Genomic DNA, 20,786 nt, shown 5'->3' on the forward strand with positions numbered 1-20,786 from the left:
TATTCGCCAACAAGCAATTTTATGCCCTAGAAATGACATCAATTCAAGAAAAGGCTAGCCAACGGCTGTCCGTCTATCAAAATTCGCTGCAAGCCAGCATACAACGCTTTGAGTATTTACCTGCCGTTTTATCAAACGACCCACGTATTCAGCGCGCACTACTCAATTCAGAATCAGGAACGGCAGTTTCGTCGCTATTAAGCAATATTAACAATCGCTCTGGCGCTGATGAAATATTTGTCATGGACAGCAATGGTAATACCATCGGAGCTTCTAACTATTTAACGAAAACAAGTTTTGTTGGCCAAAACTATGCGTTTAGGCCTTACTATCAATCAGCAAGAAACGGAGAACAAGGCTTCTATTTTGCCGTAGGTGCAACGACGGGTAAAGCAGGGCTGTTTTTTGCAGAACCTATCATAGTCGACCTTGAGTTTATTGGTGTTGTGGTTGTCAAAATCACTTTCGATAGCTTAGAAGCCAACTGGGCGCAATCTGGTGAAAAAATATGGCTCAGTGACGAACATGACATCGTCTTTCTATCGTACAACTCACGCTGGTTATACCATGGACTAAGACCTCTAAGTCCACAAGAAAGCAGCCACCTTATTGATACCAAGCAATATGGTGAACACTCTGTCGCTATCTTAAAAACTCGATTAGATTCTAGCGCCCACCCTATCGTTAACTTGCCAATGGTCGGCGATCATATTTTATTCCAACAACAGATCCCCGGCATTAAGTGGCACCTAAATTGGTTGTACCCCACAAGTCAGATTGAATCTGCCGTTGCTCGCTCTGTATATTCTATAGTTTTTGCCTACATGATATTAGTGATAGCAATATTATGGATTCGTGAACGAGTACGTAATGCGCAATCGCAATCAAAACTAGCTACTCTGATTGCCCAGCGCGAAACACACCAACGTGCCATTATTGAAGGTACCGATGCGGGTCTTATTAACTTAACACACGATGGTAAAACGACCTTTGTTAACCCACAGGCAAAACGTTTATTTCGGCTAGCAGAAAATGAACTGCCTGACATTCACCGACTGGTCACTGGTTGGCGTGGAGTTTACTCAGCTATCGAAGCTATCGACTCCATTGGCATAAGATCTGATGGCTCTTCCTTTCCTATCTTGGTGACTTCTAGTGCTATTGGTTTGTCTGAACCACATGAATACCTCATCACTATTCACGATGTCAGTGAGTTAAAACAAGCACAGCTTGAGTTGGTTAAAAGTAACGATGAACTTGAACAACGTGTTGTTGCCAGAACGGAAGAGTTAAAACGTGCTGAAAAAGAACTGAGCCACTCCCAGCGCTTAGCGTCACTTGGGCGGATGTCCTCGGCAATCGCCCATGAAATTAATCAGCCGATCACAGCGCTATCAAGCTATGCCGCTAGCAGCGAATTACTGATTCAACGCAATCAGCCCGAAAAAGTTCTCTCAAATTTAAAGAAAATCACCGGTCTTATCGAGCGATTATCTTATATAAGTCGACAACTTCGAATGGTATCTGGCAAACGCAATACAGGGCTTGCCACCATAAAACTATTACCTGTCGTGCAATATGCACAGGATGTTTTGTCTGCAAATCTAACTCAAGCTGGTATATCTCTGAACATTGATGTCAGTGAGCAGGCCAGTGCAATGGGCAATAGCATGATGCTAGAGCAAGTAGTCGTAAACTTAATTAAGAATGCAATTGATGCTGTTAGTTCAGTAAACAATCCACAAATTACAATCTCAGTTGAATTAGGAAGCTCGGCATTGGTCAGAGTAAGTGACAATGGCATTGGCTTGACGGCAGACGAGATCACCCATATTTTTGAGCCATTTTATTCTGCCAAACAATTTGATGAAGGGTTAGGCTTAGGGCTAGCCATTAGTTATAGCCTTGTCTCTGATATGGGCGGACAATTAAAAGTAAACAGTCAACTCGGTGAAGGCACGTTGTTTACCATTGCCCTTGCAAGGTGAGGTACCAAAAATTGGACAAAAACAAAAATTTATTTCACGCCATAATTGTTGATGATGACCCAGCTATCCGCGAATCATTGGAACAATGGCTTGAACTGGCTGATATTCATGTACAAACCTACAGTAATGCTCTCGACGCACTTAAAAATATCGATAGCACTTACTCAGGTGTCATTATCAGTGATGTCAGAATGCCTGAGCTAGACGGTATGGCCTTTTTAGGGAAAGTACCGGATAACATTCCCTTCATTCTGATCACTGGGCACGGTGGTATTGCTCTGGCGGTTGAAGCGATGAAAGCAGGCGCCTACGATTTTGTCGAGAAGCCTTATAAACCAGAGCGTTTAGTTGAGTTAGTAAAAACCGCCTGCCGTCAGCGACAATCTGCAATGAAGGCACGGCAAAGCAATGACCATCTTTTAGGCTTGTCTGGTATCGAAAAAGACATTATCGGTAACTCTGAGGTTATTCGTAAGCTGCGCCAACAAGTTTTGATGTTAGCGCAGATCAATGCGGACGTAATTATTCATGGCGAAACAGGTACCGGTAAAGAATTAATCGCACAATGCCTACATAAATACAGCGTGCGAAATAAACATGCCTTTGTTCCTATCAACGTTTCTGCTATTCCTGAAAATTTGATAGAGTCAGAACTCTTTGGCCACGAAGCCGGTGCTTTCACTGGCGCGACGAAGAGCCACGCTGGGAAATTTGAATACGCCAATGGCGGTACGTTGCTACTTGATGAAATTGAAAGTATGCCGATGTATTTTCAAGTAAAAATACTGCGTGTATTGCAAGAACGAGAAGTAACTCGGCTGGGTTCACATAAGTCGAAAGCGCTTGATGTGCGTATTATTGCGGCGACCAAAAAAGACTTAAAAGTAGCCTCGGCAGAGGGAGAATTTAGAGAAGATTTATACTATCGGCTGTTAGTATCTGAATTACATTTACCGCCACTGCGTGAGCGTAAGGAAGACATCACTTTTTTGTTTCAACATTTCCTAAATGAAGCCGCCCTTAGCAATAAGTTAGTTGCACCCGACATTCAACTTGATGATCAATTAGCCCTTGAGTTACACGATTGGCCAGGCAATGTTCGCGAACTAAAAAACACTGCAGAACGATATTTGCTAACTCGCAACATCAGCGGAATATCTCTGCAAGAACTTTTACAAGTAGGCAATACAGGCGCACAAACCATCAATTCTGAAAGCTCTTTAACAAACCGGCTTGAGTATGTTGAACAGATGCTAATTGCTGCAGAGCTAAAACATCACCAAGGCAACATCAAAGCAGTGATGGATGTGTTGGACTTACCACGTAGAACCTTAAATCAAAAAATGCAAAAGTACGATTTGAAGCGTGAGGATTTTTTGGTCTGACAAGTTGGTATTTAATTGCTTGTGGTTAAGGACCGATGCGGAATTGGCTTTGAAATATTGGTCGCTGCGAGTACATCCTTGTAAGCTCAGCGAAGACATCCATGTCTTCGATGCCCTATATTTCAAAGCCAATTCCACATCTAAAGCAGTAAAAATTAAAAACACCTCACAACTACAAATGAGCTGAGGTGTTGTAAGACTAGGGCGTTCATTGGCATGGATGCCAATGACGAGCCCCCATAGACGGGTTTACGGCGCCCCTAGTTTTACAGCACCTCAGCTCAGACGACCACTGCCTAGAGGATTACTCATAGACAGTGGTACTACAAAATGCCACACGGTTAAATCAAAGACGGCAACCACAGCACAATACTCGGGAACATAATCAGCACCGCAATAGTTATAACATCGGCGACAAAAAACGGTGTTGCTCCGCGAAATACATCTTGCACTGAAATGTCTTTTCGTACACCGGCTACCACAAAACAGTTCAGCCCGATGGGCGGTGTTATTAAACAAAGCTCTGCCATTTTCACGACAATAATACCGAACCAAATTGCGCAGCCTGCGGCCGATACCCCGAACGCGGAGTCTGCCGCTGTTACCATGTCACCTCCGTTTAGAGCAATGATGGCTGGGTAAACCACCGGCAAGGTAAGCAGTAACATGCCGATGGCATCCATGAACATGCCTAATACTGCGTAGGCCATTAGGATAAACAGCAAGGTGATGAATGGGTTTTGGTCTATTCCAGCTATCCATGCCGAAAACGCATTGGGTAAATCTGCAAAACCTAAGAAGCGAACATAAATGAGAACGCCCCAAATGATCGTGAAGATCATCACTGTTAATTTTGCAGATTCCATTAATGCGCCTTTAAGGCTTGGCCAGCGCATGCCTTTATATAAAGCCATGGCTAAAATAACCAATGCACCTAACGCGCCCGCTTCCGTTGGCGTACCCACGCCACCATAAATACAAATCATGATGATGAAGACTACAAAGAAGATCGGTAATGTTCCGGGAATTGCTTCAAAGCGCTGTTTCCAACTAAAGCCTTTGACAGGCGGTCCTAAATCTTTTTTCCATACCGCCAAAAATACAACCAAACCTGCGTATATCAGCGCCGAGACTACACCGGGAATAAAGCCAGCCATGAGTAAGGTACCGACATCTTGCTCAACAATGATGGCGTAAATAACCAAAATTGCGGATGGCGGAATAAGGGAAGCCAAGGTACCACCGGCAGCTACCACACCTGCTGCGAAGCGTTTGTCATAGCCAAGCTTTAACATTTCAGGAATAGCGATACGCGCAAACACAGCCGATGTTGCAACCGATGCTCCAGACACTGCGGCAAAACCAGCGGTTGAGAATACCGTTGCGACACCTAAGCCACCGGGCAACCAACCTACCCACCGTTTGGCTGCTTCAAAGAGCGATTTGGTTAGACCTGCGTGATAGGCTAAGTAGCCGATCAAGATAAAAGTAGGGATCAAACTTAACGATAAACTGGTGGCTTTTGAATGCGGTACGGTGCCCGCCATTTTCACTGCGACCATGAAGCCTTTCTCAAAGCCCATCTTGGCAGAGAATATCCACACTAGCCCTAAAAAACCAGCGCCTGCTGTGGCAAATGCAACGCGCACGCCTAACAAGACCAATACCAGCATGACCGCTGAGACCATAACGCCAATTTCTAATGGCTCGGCCGATGTCATAAATTCAATCATGACACACCTCCGTCTAAGCTTTGCGCTTCACGGGCTGCTTGCGTTGCGGCATCTTCAATCAGCGGCACGGCTACAGGAGCTTTATTTGGGTGTAAAATAGCAATGCTATATGCCCATAATTGAAAAACTAAACGCAGTGCCAAAAAGCTGAGTGCCACTGGTACTATTAACTTCGCAGGCCAAATGGGTAAGCCTATATCCATCGAGCTATCGCCATTGGTGAAGGCTCGATAAAAGTGCAAATAACTGCCATAAATTAATACCAAGGTAATCAGCAGCATAAAGAAAACAGACACCCATTCTGATATCCAAAGCTTTCTACCTTTCATGGCGCTGAGCAGAATATCCATTCGTATATGCCCGCCTTCACGCTGGCAATAGGCAATACCGACAAAAGCAAAAATAGCCATACACTGCTCAACCCAGTCGATATAACCCGTGACCGGTAGGTTAAAGAGCCAGCGACCGAGAATATTGGTCACTGCCAAACCCACTAAGAATAAAATTGTAATGCCGCCGAACAAGGTAAATAGACTTTCTAACTTAAATAGCCATTGGTCTGCTTTACTGACAGCGGAAGAATCTTCAAGAACGGTCGCCGATCCTGACATGTGAAACCCTCTATAGAATTGCGCCTCATGAGTTGAGGCGCATTAAGACATGCGTGCTACTTCAATGTTTCTAAGACGAGATCATAAAGCTCTTGTGCGGGGAGCTTTTTCTTATTCATGCTGTCAATCCAAGCGTTGTGCACAGGACCAGCGGCTTGATCTTTAAATGCTTTTAACTCTGCGGCAGACAAAGTAATGCGCTCAACGCCTTTTTCGTCTAGCTTAGGTCCCCAAGCCGCCATGGTCTGATTGTTGTAGTAATCAACATAGTGCGCTAATGATTCATCCACAGAACCTAATAAGGCATCACGGTATTCAGGCTTCAAGTCAGCCAATGAATCTACGTTGACTACCACAGGGCAGTTTACCGTGCCTGGGTTTAGGTTAGTCGTCCACCAATCAGCAGATTCAACGGTACCAAAAGACATATGTGCGTGAGGTGCAAAAGAAGCGGCGTTAATAACACCTGAATCTAATGCTTGGCGAACTTCCGTTGCAGACATTGAGGTTGGTACGGCACCGGCAATGGTCAAAGCTTCGCCAATCCCGCCTGTGGCCCGAATTCGTAGACCTTTAAAGTCACTTAAAGAATTTGGCGCATCGCCCACGCCGGCAATGTTGTACTGAGGCAATGGTGAAGGCATTAATAATTTTGCGTTCCAGCGCGCTAAGTCTTTTACGACTGCTGGGTGGTTATAAACAGCCTTAGAAACAGCAATTTCTTGCTCTAACGTCGAGACGCCCATAAAAGGTAATTCTAAAACGGTTATTGATGGGTTTTTGTCTGGGTGATAGCCAGCACAAAATTGAGCCATTTCGAAGGCACCAAAAGAAATACCATCTAAGTTTTCTGTGTTACTCGATAAACCGCCATAAGAAATGTTCAACGTGAATTCACCGTTGGTCTTGGCTGAGACTAACTCGGCGAGCTTTTCTACGTGTTCGGTAAAGGCGCGACGCTTACCCCAAAGTGAAACGTTCCACTGGGTGTCTGCAAATACTTGAGGGGCTGTAAAAGAAACTAATACAGCGGTAGTGACCGCCAACTTAGTTGTCAGTTTCATAACGTAATCTCCGATGTTTATTGTTTTTATAAGTCCAATCGATGCACTTTGTTGCACACGAGTCTTTGAGTAATAGCAAAGGCTATGCCGATTTCAGAAGATCGCTTGAGGGGCCCTTGATATAGGGGGTATGTGCAATAAGGGGGATCGGTAAGGTGCTATTTGGGTTCGAATTGAGCAATAGTTTGCGCATAGCGAAAGCGTCGTAAGCAATATTTTGCCTATCGATATGCAAAAAAGTATGCAGTGAGCCTTTCAATTCACACGGTTAGCCCTAATACTGTTTCGCTATCTTATCTACTGGAGTTGTCATGCAGTTCGAAGCGCCGCAATCTAAAGGCCAATTAATATGGCATTACCTCTGGCAAAACCGCTTATCATACGGCTTCGCGATATTTTTCATCTTTCTAGTCAACTGGTTACAAGTTGAAATACCCTTAATGGTTCGAACCGCGATTGACTTGCTCAGCGGCGATATTGTTGAAAACCATTCTGCACTTCTAAATTCTATTTTTATGATCATTGCGGCCTCTTTAGTGATGATTGTCATTCGCACCCTTTCGCGCGTACTCGGGCTGAACCCAGGTCGCTTTGTAGAAGCACAATTAAAAAATGACTTATTCGCCAAACTGAACCGTTTAACCGACAGTTTTCACGGTACAAATAACAGTGGTAAGCTCATTTCGATTATCAATAACGACATAACCGGCATCCGGTTATTCTTCGGCATTGGTTTTATGCAAATGTTTAACATTATATTTGCACTGTCGTTAACGCCTATTTATATGTGGCGCTTATCGCCTTCGTTGACACTCTATTCGTTTTTACCGATCGCTTTTGCCTTTACTATTTATCGCTTTGGTTTCGTTCGGATGCGTAAAATGTGGACAGACCGAATGCACAGTTTGCAAAACCTCAGTGAGCAGTTGGTGCATTTTTTATCGGGTATGGATGTTATCAAAGCAGAGAATATGGGCCCATGGGTTCAAAAAGAAATTGCTGAGGCAAACCAACATTTATTAGATGTCACATTGAAAATTCAGCGCATCCAAGTGTTTATTATGCCTGTGCTAGATTACGCCAACCAAATGATGAAAATTCTTATTTTGGGGCTTGGCGCCGTCATGGTGGTTAACGCTGAGCTGACGGTTGGTGAAATTACCGCGTTTTTATCTTATTCGGTCATGCTGGCAATGCCATTTGGTGGCTTAGGACGAATTTTAAGCGTGATTCAGATGGGTATGGTCAGCTTAGAAAGTGTGATGACTATTTTAAACACCAAAGTCGACCCCACTAACCTGCTGAGATTAAGCGAAACAGAATCTAAAGACATTCAGCGCTCTACGTTAACGGTAAAGAACCTTACTTACCGATACCCAACCAGCGATTCTGAAGAACCTACTTTGAAAGGTATCAGCTTTGAGCTACCACAAGGTAAAAAGTTAGGCATACTCGGCTCTGTTGGTTCCGGTAAAACAACCTTGGTGAACTGCTTAAACCACTTACAAGATATCGATACTGGCACCGTTTTTTATGGTGACCATGATATTACTCAATGGTCACGCCACGATTGGCACAAACAAGTTCGCACGATAACTCAAGACCCTTACTTGTTTTCTGCGACCTTACACGACAACATAGAGTTTGGTGCCCAAAGCAACTCTGCACATCAAAGCATGACCGTTGCTGAAGCTATTGAAGCGGCCCAATTAACCAACGATGTCGCACGCTTCTCTAACCAAGAAACGACCATGGTCGGCGAGAAAGGTATTATGCTCTCTGGCGGACAAAAGCAACGAGTGAGTATCGCACGAGCACTCTATACCCCTGCGAATATACTCATACTCGACAACGTACTTTCAGCAGTCGACTACGATACAGAGCGCGCTATTATGTCGGCGCTAAACGATAAGTTAGTTGACCGTAGCTTAATCGTGGTGTCGCATCGTATTTCGGCATTGCAAGAAATGGATGAAATATTAGTATTAAAAGAAGGTGAAATTATAGCTCGTGGTACGCATGAAGAATTACTTAAGTCATCGAGTTACTACAAGCAGACTTGGGATTTACAACAAAATGATCAGGAGGCCAGCGCATGAGTAAGTTAATGAAATCTGACTGGCAAATACTGGGTAGTTTTTGGCATTTCGCAGCGAAATACAAAACCTATATCATTGTTGGTTTAGCCTCGATGCCGTTCAGCGTAGCGGCTAACTTATTGTTCCCTTGGTTAATGATCAAAATAATTGATGAACAATTAACTACAGGCCAGTTAGACCAATTGCCGCTCATGCTTATTTACATGACTGGCGTTTTAATCATGAACTACATTAGCGATGCGGTGTACAGCTATACACTACGCATGGTTGGTCAACGAACGCTTTTTGATATTCGGCAAACCCTCATTGCACGCATTATAAAGCTGCCTCGCAGCTACTTTGATAAAACCCCAACAGGAATAACACTGTCGCGCTTAACCAGTGATTTAGAATCTATTGGCGATAGCTTTGTATTAGGTGTTTTAGGCATTGTCAAAGACTCCATAAACACCCTTGGGTTGCTTATCTTTTTGTATGTCATCAATTGGCAGCTCGCTACCGTCATCTTGGTGTTGTTCCCGCCTATTTTGATGATTACGCAATACGTTCGTAACAAGCTGCGCACTCTGTATCAAATTACCCGTTCTTCGTTAGCGCGCTCAACGGGTTACTTGCAAGAATGTATTCGGGGTATTACCACGGTTCAGCTATATGCCGCTGAACATGAAGTGGAAGAAAAATACACCAAACTAACCGATGAATTTTTACACGCGCAAGTAAAAGCCAATGGTTGGGATGCTGCTTTGTTCTCAGTGATCGCTGGTATCACCACCATAGCGATGGCGTTGATTATTTGGGCGGGCTCAAGCCTTGTATTGACTAGTGCGGTTAGCTTAGGGGTGGTTATTGCGTTTATTAACACCTTAGAAAAAATATTTGTTCCAGTTCGAGACTTTACTGGACAGATCACGGCTATTCAGCGTTCATTCGCAGCTTTTGAACATCTTGATGAGCTGTTCAATGAGCCTTTAGAAGAGACAGACCAAAACCTTTATTCCGATACAGAAATTGGCAACAAGCTGGATGTTTTTGAGTCGATTGAATTTAAGTCAGTATCCTTTCGTTATAAAACCGATGACCCTTACGTACTTAAAAACGTGAGTTTTGCACTGGAACAAGGCCAGCAGTTAGCGCTAGTCGGCAGCACCGGCTCGGGTAAATCAACGGTCATGCGCTTGTTAACTAAAACCTACGAAGGCTATGAAGGCAGTGTGTTAGTTAATGGCTTGGAGTTATCTCGTATTCCTAAGCAGTCGCTAGAAACTCTGTTTACTATGATGCAGCAAGACGTATTCTTGTTTGATCAAGATGTCAGCTTCAACATTGGCTTAGCGAAGGTTGATCAAACTGCTATTGTAGACGCTGCTAAATACGTTTACGCACATGACTTCATTGAATCGTTACCGAACGGTTATAAAACTCACTTGCAAAGCGGTGGTGATCAACTCAGTGCAGGGCAAAAACAATTAATTTCATTTGCCAGAGCAATGACCAGCCAAGCACAGCTATTGCTATTAGATGAGGCCACCAGCTCAATTGATTCGGTAACTGAAAGCCTAATCCAAAAAGCACTTGAACGCGTGTTTAAAGAACGTACCGTGATAGCCATTGCACACCGGCTAAGCACCATTCGCGAGTCTGACCAAATTTTGGTCTTAGAAGCCGGTGAAATTGTAGAGCGCGGTACTCACAGTGAATTAGTTTCAGCACATGGCGTGTACGCGGGTCTTCTTCAAGAAGAGTTGGTGTAATCTCACTCATAGAAGCAGTCGTTAAAGAAGCCTTAAAAATTATCACGCACCCGGTTGTGGTCAGCCATACTGGCACTCACGGCCACTGCGAATCGCCAAGAAATATTCATGATGAACTCATGCAAGACATAGCCGCAACCGGCGGTGTTATTGGTATAGGTTTTTGGGATGCCGTGTGTGAGTATTCCCCCAAAGGCATCGCATCGGCCATTCAAGCTGCCGTTGAGTTAGTGGGCGAAGACCATGTAGGTTTGGGGTCAGACTTTGACGGTTCGGTTCACACTGAAATGGATGCTTCAGAATATGCCGCCATTACGCATGAATTGTTAGCGCTTGGCATGTCAGAGGCAATCATAACCAAAATCATGGGAGGTAATATTCTACGTGTGTTCAGCGAGCGCCTGCCGAATAACCGTTAAAAAGTAAGCATAAAGAACGATAAAAGGAAATAAACAGGCTCACTATACTTTATTGGGCCTGCTTTAAGTCACTAAAGTACATAACAGACTCCAAAACAATGGTAGTCACCAGACATTAGTCTATAATCTCGATAATTCATTGGCTTTCCACAGACTGGTTTATGGCAAATAGACTGACCTTAACATTGGCTCTTATTGCGTTTCTCTTAACGAGCTCATTTACGCTAGGGACCAGCGTGTGTGACCAGGTTATCGATATAAATGACTATAGTGAAGTAGCTGAGTTTGAAGGGGAATCTAATGATGACTTTCTAAGCTCGCTTATTTTGCTAACCCCTGTAACCAGCCAACGCTTTACCAGCGAACAACACGCAAGAACACCTACTAACCTCCGCACTATATATAGACTGATCAGCTTTCCAAAACTTCCTCAAGCTCCGCCCAAACGCACCTGAGCTCAGGATATCTAACCCCAAGACAAACGCCTACTGTATAAATTTAACTACTGAACACCTAGGTGTGGTTTTTTTAACGAATAACCCATTGAGTCTCTTTGTCGTTCACTCTATTGGAGGTGCGTATGATTAAAAATGGAATACATTTAACCAGTGTCATCAAACTAGCCATATACCCCATACTGACCGTAGGTTGCCTTTTCACGTTGTTTGGATTTGCCTCGTTGACAGTTTTCCGTGACAACTTGCATTCTATTTTCTTTGAACTAGGCGCGCTATATATGGGCTGCGCTCTAATTCTTTGGAGTGCCACTCGGCGAGTGATCGTTAGTATTCGCATTAAAGTGGCGCCACTATTTGCTGTCTTGTCATGGTTGATCGTAGGGTTACTTTCTGCTGTACCCATTTCGATAGTGACTCATGTTGACTTTATGCATGCGGCATTTGAATCTTTTAGTGCATTAACAACCACCGGCGCTACCATTTTATCGGGGTTAGACAGCCTGCCGCCTAGCTTCTTAATCTATCGGCAATTTCTGCAATGGCTTGGAGGCTTAGGGATTGTTATTTTTGTCGTAGCAATTTTACCTAACTTGAATGTTGGTGGCATGAAGTTGCTCAAGTCAGAAGTGCCCGGACCGATTAAAGATGATAAATTGGCCGCTAGAACCATGAAAACAACTCATTATTTATGGTCTGTTTACGTGTTCATTACTGCCTTGTGTGCGATAGCCTACTATGCTGCCGGAATGGATATTTACGATGCTTTTGCTCATAGCTTAACGACGGTATCTACAGGTGGTTTTTCTATTCATGATGCAAGCCTAGGTTGGTATCACAGTGAAGCAATATATTTAGTATCAGATATTTTTATGATCATCGGCGCTTTAAATTTCGGCATTCACTTCAAATTGTTAAAAACTAAAGACGTTAGATTATTATTTCAAAATGAAGAATCGCGTGTTTTCTTATTATTATGCCTAACAATTTCAATAATCTCTTTTTTACTGTTAATACAAAATGATGACGGTATAAGCAAATTAAAGTCTCTCAATCATGCCACTTTCATTGTCATTTCTTTTATCACTAGCACCGGCTTCGGTGCGGAAAATTTTGCAACATGGCCTATCGCTATTCTGTTTTTATTGATTATTTCCAGTTACCTTGGTGGATGCTCTGGGTCAACTGCAGGCGGCAGTAAGATTATACGCACCATCATTATTTTTAAATTAGTCAGAAGAGAAATAAAGCGCCTAATACATCCGAAAGGTGTTTTTGCTATTAAATACCAAGGCAAATCTATAAGCAGCGATATCGTTAGGAATACAACTGCTTTTATATTTTTTGTTATTTTATCATCACTAGCTTTGACTCTGCTCTTAATGACAACAGGGTTAGACTTATGGTCCTCCCTTTCAGCTGTTAGTTCATGCCTTAATGTTCTAGGCCCTGCTTTTGGTGTGCTGTCAGATAACTTCCAACCTGTCAGTAATACTGGCTTAGCTATTTTAACATTTGCAATGATACTGGGTCGGTTAGAATTTTTAACAGTAGTCGTACTGTTTGCTCCCAAGTTTTGGCGATCATAACAAGTGTGTTGTTATTACTTCACCAGCTCGCCTAGCAAAAAATAACGAATCCGTTTGATGTATTATCAAAAAACACTATTACACATATTGAAACTAAGTCCGCAGCATTTGAGCTTATACCTGATGCTAAGTGCGCCCTAAATGCTCAGTACCGAGGTATCCGATAGAATTAATTCTAGCAATACTAATATGGCTGAGGTGGTAGATATCAAAGGATATTGCCTCTCGCTCACACCGTAGTTAAACCGGTTTCAACTTTAGCTTTATTTAGGAATACTTCAGGTGCTGTTTATCGGCTATGAAAGCAACTTACCCACAGCACTTTTTATATTTCTTACCACTGCCACAAAGACAAGGCTCGTTTCGCTCAGGCACTTTGTCTAAGACCACCGTCTCAACTTTGTTTAGCGCGGTGGTTAGTTCAGTAATCGATTCAACGGCACCTTCATTGCGATCCAGCGTGATTTGCGCAAACAAACCTGCCTCGGTCACTATATGCGCTAACTCGTGCTGACGCTCTTCAGAAGTGACCACTAAATTCAACGGGTACTTCTTACTGCCTATTTTTTGGCTAGGATTGGTTTGAAAGCCAAGCTGAGTGTGATGCTGACGCGATTCTTGACGGCCTTTGAAGAAAAACTTATCTGCCATACTGCTACCTTTATCTGAATTCAATAATAAGGCGCACTCGGTAAATTCGGGCAAGCCATTTTGCGGGCGCGCAATATACCATGTGACGCATCATTTAGGTGATTTTTTAACCTAAATCACAATATTCTAAGCTGAGATGCTGTAAAACTAGGACGTTCATTGGCATGGAAGTCAAAATAAAAAAATAAAAAATAGTTACCCCTTTTCCCACCCTGAGTCGTTTAAGTCATACAAACCACACAATGAGACTTAACCATGAAGCTATCAACCCCACTAAGCCTACTGAGCATTGCTATTATTACCGCTTGCGGAGCAACTACGTCACACAATGATATTAGCCATGCAGAATCTAAAACAGCGCGCTCTGAACTCGCTGAAGTTATCGCAACTGCACCGGCCACGACCCTTCAAAAAGCCGTTAAACTAGCACCTACCGCTAATTATGAATCGGATGCTGTTTCTGGCGAAGTCATGGCTTTAGCCCAAACACCTTTGCTTGATCGAACCATTATCGATAACGACATGGGGCTGCCCATCGCAAACGACGAAAAATACGCCAATACCGACATATCGCCAATCAAGATAGTCATCGACGAACCCGTCAGCACCTTTTCGACCGATGTTGATACGGCAAGTTATACCAACGCCCGCCGTTATTTAGAGCACGGGTCGCTACCACCGGCTGACGCAATTCGAGTAGAAGAGTTCATTAACTACTTCGATTACGGCTTAAAAGCACCCACAGACATGCGAGAGCCCATTGCGATAGAAACCGAGCTCACCATAACGCCTTGGAATGAAAACACACAGCTCATGCGCGTTTCGCTGCAAGCCTATAAAAGCAATATGGCTGATTTGCCCCCCTTGAACCTTGTGTTTTTATTAGATGTATCCGGCAGTATGGGTAACCCAGACAAACTTCCCCTAATGCAGAAATCATTCAACTTATTAGTCGATCAGCTGCGACCGCAAGACCATGTATCTATCGTCGTATACGCCGGTGATTCTGGAGTAGCACTTGAGCCGACGGCAGGCGATCAAAAGCAAACCATCATCAATGCAATTAACCAACTGCGTTCCGGTGGTAGCACCCATGGTAGTGCAGGTATTCATTTAGCATACGAGCTGGCACAAACGAACTTTGATAAAGATTCAATTAACCGTGTCATCATCGGCACCGATGGCGATTTCAACGTCGGAACGGTTGGCATCGATAGCCTAAAAGACCTGATTGAAAGCAAACGAGAAAGTGGCGTCTTTTTAAACGTGCTTGGCTTTGGTACCGGCAACTATAATGATCACCTCATGGAAGAGTTAAGCAACCACGGCAACGGCGTTGCGTATTACATTGACAGTTACCAAGAAGCTCGGAAAATATTTTCAGAACAACTCACCGCAACCTTACAGACCGTTGCGAAAGACGTGAAAATACAGGTCGAATTTAACCCAAAAAATGTCGCGGAATACCGACTCATTGGCTATGACAATCGCCAGCTTAATCGTGAAGATTTCAACAACGATAAAATAGATGCCGGTGAAATGGGCTCAGGCCATACCGTCACCGCATTGTATGAAATTGTACCCACACAAGGCGAGTTTCGTTTTAACGACCCACTGCGCTACACAACTACCCAAACGAAAGCAGCGCAACCAATCTCTTCAGAGTTAGCCTTCGTAAAAGTTCGCTATAAACTGCCAAGCAACAGCCACAGTGAACTGATGAACATACCCGTCAAACAGGTTGTAAACGATGCTTCCGATACCATGGACTTTGTTACCGGCGTCGCCGCATTTGCCGAACAGCTTCGTCAAAGCCCCTATGTGCAAAACTTCAACTATGCCGATACTGAAACACTCATTCAAACAGGATTAGAGAATGACCGTTGGGGATATCGTCAACAACTGCTACAGTTGGTGCGAAATGCGCAAAGCTTACAAGGAAATCAATGAGCCTAGCTAACCCATTAAAAAACTGGTGGCAATCGAAGAACCCATTTTCGAGCGCCACCAACTTAAGCGATGCTGAGTTGTTATTGCAGTATATACACAGCCAGCACCCCGATATTATTGAAGCCTTGATTAGCCGTCATGGCGATGCATTATATCACTTCTTAATAACCCTAGCCGACGCTGTGTTAGCCGAAGATGTCTCGCAACACACCTGGTTAAAAGTGATAGAAAAGCCAACCGCCTATCAAAGTAAAACCGCCAAGTTTCGTACTTGGCTATTTACGCTTGGCCGCAATGGACTCATCGACGAACTAAGACGCCTAGCCCGCTGGGATTGGCAACCCATTGAAGAACACGAAGAAGCGCTAACCGACCAAGCCGATACTTTTTCAGTATTAGAGCGAGAAGGATTGCAACAAGCCTTCGACGACGCATTAACAGCCCTACCCTTTCCACAACGTGAAGCGTTAATGCTACAACTAGAAGGGTTCGCCCTAGAAGACATCAGCCTAATTACCGGCGATGGTTTTGAAACCATCAAAAGCCGCATTAGATTTGCCCGCAAAACGCTGAAAGAACGCTTAGAGGTGATAGCATGAATAACGATACCCCAAAAAAGGTCACCCTAGAACAACTCTATCAACAGCGCAAAGCCAACCATACTTTGCCCGCCGCATTGCGCGAGCAATTAACACAGCAAGCCAAAAAGAAAAAAACAAAACGCATAACGCGCTGGCAACTAGCCCTACCGATCGCCTTCGCCAGTATTATGACCGTGGTACTCATTGTGCCAAACCGTGAGCAGTTTAATGAAGACCTTGCATTCGTTGCCGCACCTCAAAGCTTACCAAGCACCAATGCGCCTAGTGCAGCAAATCGAAGCAGCGAAATAAGCTCCACATTCACCATCGCAGCCGAACAAACAGAAAGCGACCTAAGTTATGAAAGCGCGCCTGCCGAGGCAAAAGCCAAAGCACTGAAATCGACAGATAGCGCACAACCGTTAGAAGAACTCATGATGTCCGATAGTGTGAATGAAATCACTGCCGCTGACGCGATAGAACAACCTGAAAGCCCAGTTATTCTATTGGTGATTAATGGTCCGCTTGGGCAATTTGAAAACTGCGATCAAGAACCCATTGAACTCGACGCGAAGACAGATTTGGAAGGCTGGGTTAAGGCGACATGGGTTGAGGGGGAGTGGTTGTTTGAAAGGACTGATGATGGAGATTGTTATTAGCTTCGGGCTGCGGGTTTTAAAAAAACCGGTATCGTTGTTAGTGTTCACAGGGCTATAGTATGTGTTAGCGCATAACAAAGCTGCCATTGATAGTGCTCTGTTGAACGCTGCAGACAACCGCGTAGCAATTAGGCCCAACTATTGCGGTTTTTTGCAAAAGGTATGACGAAGTGTGGGGGCCGTTGCTGTGCCTTGTTAACCCAATAGAAGTTTTCTTAGTTCTTGTTCTTGACGCATAACAAAGAGGATATACACAGTATCGCTCTCAATCTTATAAAAAATACGGCAAGGATTAACTATAATCTCCCTATAATTCAATGATTTTAATTCAGATGGTTTACGCCCAGACATTGGGTGCTGCTCAAGCCGTTCAGTTTTATTGAAAATTGTTTTAACAAGCTGTTTTGCAGCAGCAACATTACTCAATGCAATATACTCAGCAATATTTTCTAAATCACTAAGGGCAGGCTCAGTCCATATTACTTGAGCCACTTAGACATTTTCTCTTTTGCTTGCGTTTGGGTGAATACGCGATTTTCTAAAACGGCTTTCTCACCTTTTGCGATACCCTCTAGAATTTGCATTCTACGTTGCATAAAGTCATAGTCCTGAACATCGACTAAATATGCTGAAGGCTGGCCATGCTCAGTGATTAATACAGGTTCTTTAGATTGATGCAGTTCGGCAAGTATCTTAGTTGCGTGCCTTTTCAGTGTTGTAACTAGCTCAACTTTCATAAATATTACCTAATCAAAAACATCTTACAGTGATACTATAGTGATACTTTCGTGATAGGTCAAATACAGGGGTGAACGCTCAGCCCTAGGGCTTCTTGATCATGGCAATGCCCATCCAGATAAACCAGATGATCCCGGTAATTCCGAACAAATCACGCAATATCGAATCTGCGCAGAACAGGGTTAGTATACCGATGGCTGCTTTTACCAGCGTGAACGCAGACAGAGCCTTTGATAGCAAACCGTGACGCCAGCTTACCGCTCCGAGTACGAACATCCACACACCACCAATAAATTCGATACCGCCACCCAGACTTTCTATCAATAAGATTCTGGCATAGTAGATCGCTTCGGCCGCTGCAGGGTTAGCGGTGCTTAAACTCGCAATTAGCTCACTTGAACTAATGCCGATCATGCCGGTGCACAACAAAACCACAACCCAAAAGTAGCCAAATAGCGTGGCCATAGCCATGGCTGGCTGAGACACCTGCTGGTAAAGGCCTCCAATGACATAAACGCAAAAGCACAGTAAGCAAGAAAAAAGGACATAGCCCAAAATGTAGGTAAAGTTAAACAACCCTTTGTTTTCAATGAGGTAAGCAATCTTTTCTGCCGTGCTCACATCGGCCGGTGTGCTTAACACAGCACCATAGATGGCAAAAAGTGTAATATAGCAAAGCGCCATACCGATAAAGGCTACGCCAGCAAGTGGTTTTAGGTTGCGTTGGCCCTGGTTCGTTTGGTTAATCATTGTATCCATCTTTCTATTTCCTCAGCGTTGATCTCAAGTTGATGACGCCATTTTGCGCCTTTCTGCCACTGTCTTCGTCCTCTCCCCGTGAGAAGGACAGCAGAAGGGTAAAGTTTTTAGTCCTGTTTGAGGTTTTTAAATGTTGATGGGCGGGGTTTGTGTCTGCATCGGTATATCTCCCCTATAACTACTCTGCTTTGCCCATCGCATTTGTCTAACTATCTCGTCAAGGCGAGTTGAGGCATCGAGGAAGCACTCAACTCTGCTTTGGTTTTCTTAATACTATTAATATGGCTACTTACCAACGATACCCTAAGGAAATACCGATCGCTGTTGCATCAAGCTTTACCGATTTGCCATACAGCGCCACATTAGAGGTAGCGTAGCGCAGATCAACACCCGCGGTGACTTTATCGGTCAATAAGTAGTCGACACCGCCGTTTAGCCATATCCCAGTGTCCATGTCTTCTTCTTCTGTCGCTCCTGATCCGTCATCGTTTGTCTGCGAGGCATACGCAAAGTTAATGCCGCCACCGATATAAGGTTTAAATTGGGATGGCAGGTCAAAGACCTTTCTTAAACCAAGGTGCGCCTCTGCCATATAGGTACCTTTTACTTGGCTATTGGTACCGTCTTCACTGCCCGATCCAAATAAGTCGAGGGCAACACGCACACCTTGAAACCCGGTATTAAAATCAGTCAGTATACCTATTGCGCCATGGCCATCTTGTGCACTCCAGGCATTGTCATCAATAGTCTTACCGCCAAAGTAGGCTTTAGTGGTTACGAATGAGTCATTCGCATGGGCCACGGTTAGCATGGCCGTGGACAGAGTGACAGCAATGGCAATTGATAGCTTAAAGGGTTGTTTCATTTTAAAATTCTCCGGTTGAGTTAAATGTTAATCAATGATGGAATAATGACGGTCGGAAAAAGTGCGCCAACTAACAGTGTTAACTGGCGTTGACCGTTTCGTTGTCCATTGAGTCCATCTTCTTTTTAAAGTTTTCATCAAAAGTTGATGGGGCTATTTTTAGCCTTTTTGCCGCTGTCTTCGTCCTTTCCAATTGAGAAGGACAGCAGAAGGACAACCAAAGAACAGGTTTTTAAGAAATTTCTAAGGAATTCAGGATGTTTATAGACGGGATAAGCGTAGGCATAGGACTTTTGTTTCTATCGCTGCTCTATCTGAATCCGGTCAATCACCAATCAAGTAAGCTCGCGGCAGGCGTCATTATCATACTCAGTTGGCTGATATCGGGCTCTTACATGTTGGATCATGGCGGCCTATTCGCCAGGCTATATATCGCCTCAATTCCGGTGGTCTTTTTCTTGTTGCTACCGATGATTTACGGGTATCAGCAGTTGATGGCCGCCCATGGCAATCAGCCTGGCTTCCCTAAACGAAGCATTCATTGGATCCCTATTGGCTTTGCTGGTCTACTCAGCCTTTCCATTGGCTTAATGCCGACGGAAGACTTCAATAACATGTTTTTTAACGACACAGAGCAGCTTTCACTTTGGGTGGCTATTAATTCGGCTGGGTTTGCCCTTCTCTTGGTCAGCTGGACGATCCTCAGTGTTTTTTACCTCGGCAGAATCGTGATCAATACCAAGGCGTATCACCAACAGTTGAATAACGAATTTGCAGACCATGAAGGCAAGAAGCTAGAATGGCTTATCGGCTTTACGAGCTTGTTGGTGCTTACATGGTTTTATGCGCTCGTTGTTTTGGGCGCAACCTCCACTCTAATGTCACCGTTTATCAGCGAAACCGTGCTTTCTTTGCTGGTCCTTCTGCTTATTTGGATTTTTTGCATTCAAACATTAAACAGAAGACCGGCGTTTTCCCATATAGAACCAGAACCCCGACCAGATTCTGAACCGGAAGAAAGCCCAGAGCAAAAATACTCTAACTCCTCGATTGATGATGAACGCCTTAAACGCATCGCGGGTAAGATTGAACGAAAAGTGATGGGGGAAAAGTATTACTTAAACCCCGACATCGATGCATCAACACTCGCATCGGAACTCGGCATTTCCGTTCATTATTTATCACAAGTTTTTAGCCAAGAAATGCAGACGACTTTTTACGGATACATTAATGATGCTCGAATTGAGGCCGCGAAAGAAGCGCTAAAAACCAGTCAACAATCTGTTTTAGACATCGCTTTTTCCGTCGGTTACAACACTCGCTCATCATTTTATAATGCGTTTAAGAAGAGAACAGGCATGACTCCGAGTAAATATAAGTCGTCTTGAGCTGCTATTGAGTGAGACCGAGCTAGGCAAATCACCTGTTTAGGCCAAACTGTAAGCCTTGGCGGTTTGTCTTCGGCCTAAACGCCAGCATTCAACGGTGC

Annotated in this window: 18 protein-coding genes; 10 read left to right on the forward strand and 8 right to left on the reverse strand. The window is 44.0% G+C overall.

The annotated features are described in order from the left end of the window. Positions 1-32 precede the first annotated feature (32 nt). Together ACI882_RS05690 and ACI882_RS05695 are read left to right on the forward strand one after the other, a co-directional pair. Positions 33-1,988: an ATP-binding protein gene (locus tag ACI882_RS05690; RefSeq protein WP_411744241.1), complete on the forward strand. Its 1,956-nt coding sequence runs from the start codon at positions 33-35 to the stop codon at positions 1,986-1,988. An 11-nt stretch (positions 1,989-1,999) separates the two neighbouring features. Continuing rightward, on the forward strand, positions 2,000-3,373 hold the full coding sequence (locus ACI882_RS05695; RefSeq protein WP_411744242.1) for a sigma-54-dependent transcriptional regulator: 1,374 nt from the start codon (positions 2,000-2,002) through the stop codon (positions 3,371-3,373). 341 nt (positions 3,374-3,714) lie between these two features. Here the strand turns inward: ACI882_RS05695 and ACI882_RS05700 are convergent, their stop codons facing one another. Genes ACI882_RS05700 through ACI882_RS05710 form a run of 3 tightly spaced genes read right to left on the reverse strand, consistent with a single transcriptional unit; the run spans position 3,715 to position 6,781 of the window. After that, positions 3,715-5,106 carry a TRAP transporter large permease gene (locus tag ACI882_RS05700; RefSeq protein ID WP_411744243.1) on the reverse strand — a complete coding sequence of 464 codons (1,392 nt, stop codon included), beginning with the start codon at positions 5,104-5,106 and terminating at the stop codon, positions 3,715-3,717. After that, positions 5,103-5,717, reverse strand: a complete 615-nt coding sequence (locus ACI882_RS05705) for a TRAP transporter small permease subunit (RefSeq protein WP_411744244.1) — start codon at positions 5,715-5,717, stop codon at positions 5,103-5,105. The genes ACI882_RS05700 and ACI882_RS05705 overlap by 4 nt, the downstream gene beginning before the upstream one ends. A gap of 56 nt (positions 5,718-5,773) precedes the next feature. Then, the gene (locus tag ACI882_RS05710; RefSeq protein WP_411744245.1) at positions 5,774-6,781 is read right to left on the reverse strand and encodes a C4-dicarboxylate TRAP transporter substrate-binding protein; all 1,008 of its coding nucleotides are present in this window, start codon (positions 6,779-6,781) and stop codon (positions 5,774-5,776) included. 311 nt (positions 6,782-7,092) lie between these two features. Between ACI882_RS05710 and ACI882_RS05715 the strand changes: the two genes are divergently transcribed. The 4 genes from ACI882_RS05715 (at position 7,093) to ACI882_RS05730 (ending at position 13,094) form a co-directional block, all read left to right on the forward strand. Next, positions 7,093-8,880: an ABC transporter ATP-binding protein gene (locus ACI882_RS05715; protein ID WP_411744246.1), complete on the forward strand. Its 1,788-nt coding sequence runs from the start codon at positions 7,093-7,095 to the stop codon at positions 8,878-8,880. Continuing rightward, on the forward strand, positions 8,877-10,631 hold the full coding sequence (locus ACI882_RS05720; protein WP_411746303.1) for an ABC transporter ATP-binding protein: 1,755 nt from the start codon (positions 8,877-8,879) through the stop codon (positions 10,629-10,631). The genes ACI882_RS05715 and ACI882_RS05720 overlap by 4 nt, the downstream gene beginning before the upstream one ends. 8 nt (positions 10,632-10,639) lie before the next feature. Beyond that, positions 10,640-11,050 carry a dipeptidase gene (locus ACI882_RS05725; RefSeq protein WP_411748448.1) on the forward strand — a complete coding sequence of 137 codons (411 nt, stop codon included), beginning with the start codon at positions 10,640-10,642 and terminating at the stop codon, positions 11,048-11,050. 580 nt (positions 11,051-11,630) lie between these two features. Then, positions 11,631-13,094: a TrkH family potassium uptake protein gene (locus ACI882_RS05730; protein ID WP_411744608.1), complete on the forward strand. Its 1,464-nt coding sequence runs from the start codon at positions 11,631-11,633 to the stop codon at positions 13,092-13,094. A 309-nt stretch (positions 13,095-13,403) separates the two neighbouring features. Here ACI882_RS05730 and ACI882_RS05735 read toward each other — a convergent pair whose 3' ends face one another. After that, the gene (locus ACI882_RS05735) at positions 13,404-13,745 is read right to left on the reverse strand and encodes a PBPRA1643 family SWIM/SEC-C metal-binding motif protein (RefSeq protein WP_411744607.1); all 342 of its coding nucleotides are present in this window, start codon (positions 13,743-13,745) and stop codon (positions 13,404-13,406) included. A 255-nt stretch (positions 13,746-14,000) separates the two neighbouring features. On the opposite strand from ACI882_RS05735, the gene ACI882_RS05740 reads away from it, so the two are divergent. From ACI882_RS05740 to ACI882_RS05750, 3 genes are read left to right on the forward strand one after another with little or no spacing between them, the layout of a single operon-like run. Continuing rightward, positions 14,001-15,695: a vWA domain-containing protein gene (locus ACI882_RS05740; protein WP_411744606.1), complete on the forward strand. Its 1,695-nt coding sequence runs from the start codon at positions 14,001-14,003 to the stop codon at positions 15,693-15,695. Continuing rightward, positions 15,692-16,294 carry a sigma-70 family RNA polymerase sigma factor gene (locus ACI882_RS05745; RefSeq protein WP_411744605.1) on the forward strand — a complete coding sequence of 201 codons (603 nt, stop codon included), beginning with the start codon at positions 15,692-15,694 and terminating at the stop codon, positions 16,292-16,294. Before ACI882_RS05740 ends, ACI882_RS05745 begins: the two co-directional genes overlap by 4 nt. Then, positions 16,291-16,935, forward strand: coding sequence for a hypothetical protein (locus ACI882_RS05750; RefSeq protein WP_411744604.1), 645 nt, complete (start codon positions 16,291-16,293; stop codon positions 16,933-16,935). The genes ACI882_RS05745 and ACI882_RS05750 overlap by 4 nt, the downstream gene beginning before the upstream one ends. Before the next feature lie 195 nt (positions 16,936-17,130). Here the strand turns inward: ACI882_RS05750 and ACI882_RS05755 are convergent, their stop codons facing one another. From ACI882_RS05755 to ACI882_RS05770, 4 genes are all read right to left on the reverse strand, one after another. Continuing rightward, positions 17,131-17,427 (reverse strand): type II toxin-antitoxin system RelE/ParE family toxin, encoded by a 297-nt coding sequence (locus tag ACI882_RS05755; protein WP_411744603.1) that lies wholly within the window; start codon positions 17,425-17,427, stop codon positions 17,131-17,133. Next, entirely contained in the window at positions 17,415-17,672 is a 258-nt protein-coding gene (locus ACI882_RS05760) for a type II toxin-antitoxin system Phd/YefM family antitoxin (RefSeq protein WP_411744602.1), read from the reverse strand. Before ACI882_RS05760 ends, ACI882_RS05755 begins: the two co-directional genes overlap by 13 nt. A gap of 85 nt (positions 17,673-17,757) precedes the next feature. Then, entirely contained in the window at positions 17,758-18,432 is a 675-nt protein-coding gene (locus ACI882_RS05765; RefSeq protein ID WP_411744601.1) for a hypothetical protein, read from the reverse strand. A 289-nt stretch (positions 18,433-18,721) separates the two neighbouring features. Further along, the gene (locus ACI882_RS05770) at positions 18,722-19,297 is read right to left on the reverse strand and encodes an OmpW family outer membrane protein (protein ID WP_411744600.1); all 576 of its coding nucleotides are present in this window, start codon (positions 19,295-19,297) and stop codon (positions 18,722-18,724) included. A gap of 257 nt (positions 19,298-19,554) precedes the next feature. On the opposite strand from ACI882_RS05770, the gene ACI882_RS05775 reads away from it, so the two are divergent. After that, positions 19,555-20,685: a helix-turn-helix transcriptional regulator gene (locus ACI882_RS05775; RefSeq protein WP_411744599.1), complete on the forward strand. Its 1,131-nt coding sequence runs from the start codon at positions 19,555-19,557 to the stop codon at positions 20,683-20,685. Positions 20,686-20,786 lie beyond the last annotated feature (101 nt).

Origin of the sequence: Reinekea sp., assembly GCF_046710285.1 — a bacterium.
Taxonomy (GTDB): domain Bacteria; phylum Pseudomonadota; class Gammaproteobacteria; order Pseudomonadales; family Natronospirillaceae; genus Reinekea.

Excerpts from the sequence above, each read along its gene's own strand:
- ACI882_RS05690 (WP_411744241.1), top strand. The coding sequence starts at position 33 with ATGACATCAATTCAAGAAAAGGCTAGCCAACGGCTGTCCGTCTATCAA.
- ACI882_RS05700 (WP_411744243.1), bottom strand. The coding sequence starts at position 5,106 with ATGATTGAATTTATGACATCGGCCGAGCCATTAGAAATTGGCGTTATG.
- ACI882_RS05705 (WP_411744244.1), bottom strand. The coding sequence starts at position 5,717 with ATGTCAGGATCGGCGACCGTTCTTGAAGATTCTTCCGCTGTCAGTAAA.
- ACI882_RS05710 (WP_411744245.1), bottom strand. The coding sequence starts at position 6,781 with ATGAAACTGACAACTAAGTTGGCGGTCACTACCGCTGTATTAGTTTCT.
- ACI882_RS05715 (WP_411744246.1), top strand. The coding sequence starts at position 7,093 with ATGCAGTTCGAAGCGCCGCAATCTAAAGGCCAATTAATATGGCATTAC.
- ACI882_RS05720 (WP_411746303.1), top strand. The coding sequence starts at position 8,877 with ATGAGTAAGTTAATGAAATCTGACTGGCAAATACTGGGTAGTTTTTGG.
- ACI882_RS05730 (WP_411744608.1), top strand. The coding sequence starts at position 11,631 with ATGATTAAAAATGGAATACATTTAACCAGTGTCATCAAACTAGCCATA.
- ACI882_RS05735 (WP_411744607.1), bottom strand. The coding sequence starts at position 13,745 with ATGGCAGATAAGTTTTTCTTCAAAGGCCGTCAAGAATCGCGTCAGCAT.
- ACI882_RS05740 (WP_411744606.1), top strand. The coding sequence starts at position 14,001 with ATGAAGCTATCAACCCCACTAAGCCTACTGAGCATTGCTATTATTACC.
- ACI882_RS05745 (WP_411744605.1), top strand. The coding sequence starts at position 15,692 with ATGAGCCTAGCTAACCCATTAAAAAACTGGTGGCAATCGAAGAACCCA.
- ACI882_RS05750 (WP_411744604.1), top strand. The coding sequence starts at position 16,291 with ATGAATAACGATACCCCAAAAAAGGTCACCCTAGAACAACTCTATCAA.
- ACI882_RS05760 (WP_411744602.1), bottom strand. The coding sequence starts at position 17,672 with ATGAAAGTTGAGCTAGTTACAACACTGAAAAGGCACGCAACTAAGATA.
- ACI882_RS05765 (WP_411744601.1), bottom strand. The coding sequence starts at position 18,432 with ATGGATACAATGATTAACCAAACGAACCAGGGCCAACGCAACCTAAAA.
- ACI882_RS05770 (WP_411744600.1), bottom strand. The coding sequence starts at position 19,297 with ATGAAACAACCCTTTAAGCTATCAATTGCCATTGCTGTCACTCTGTCC.
- ACI882_RS05775 (WP_411744599.1), top strand. The coding sequence starts at position 19,555 with ATGTTTATAGACGGGATAAGCGTAGGCATAGGACTTTTGTTTCTATCG.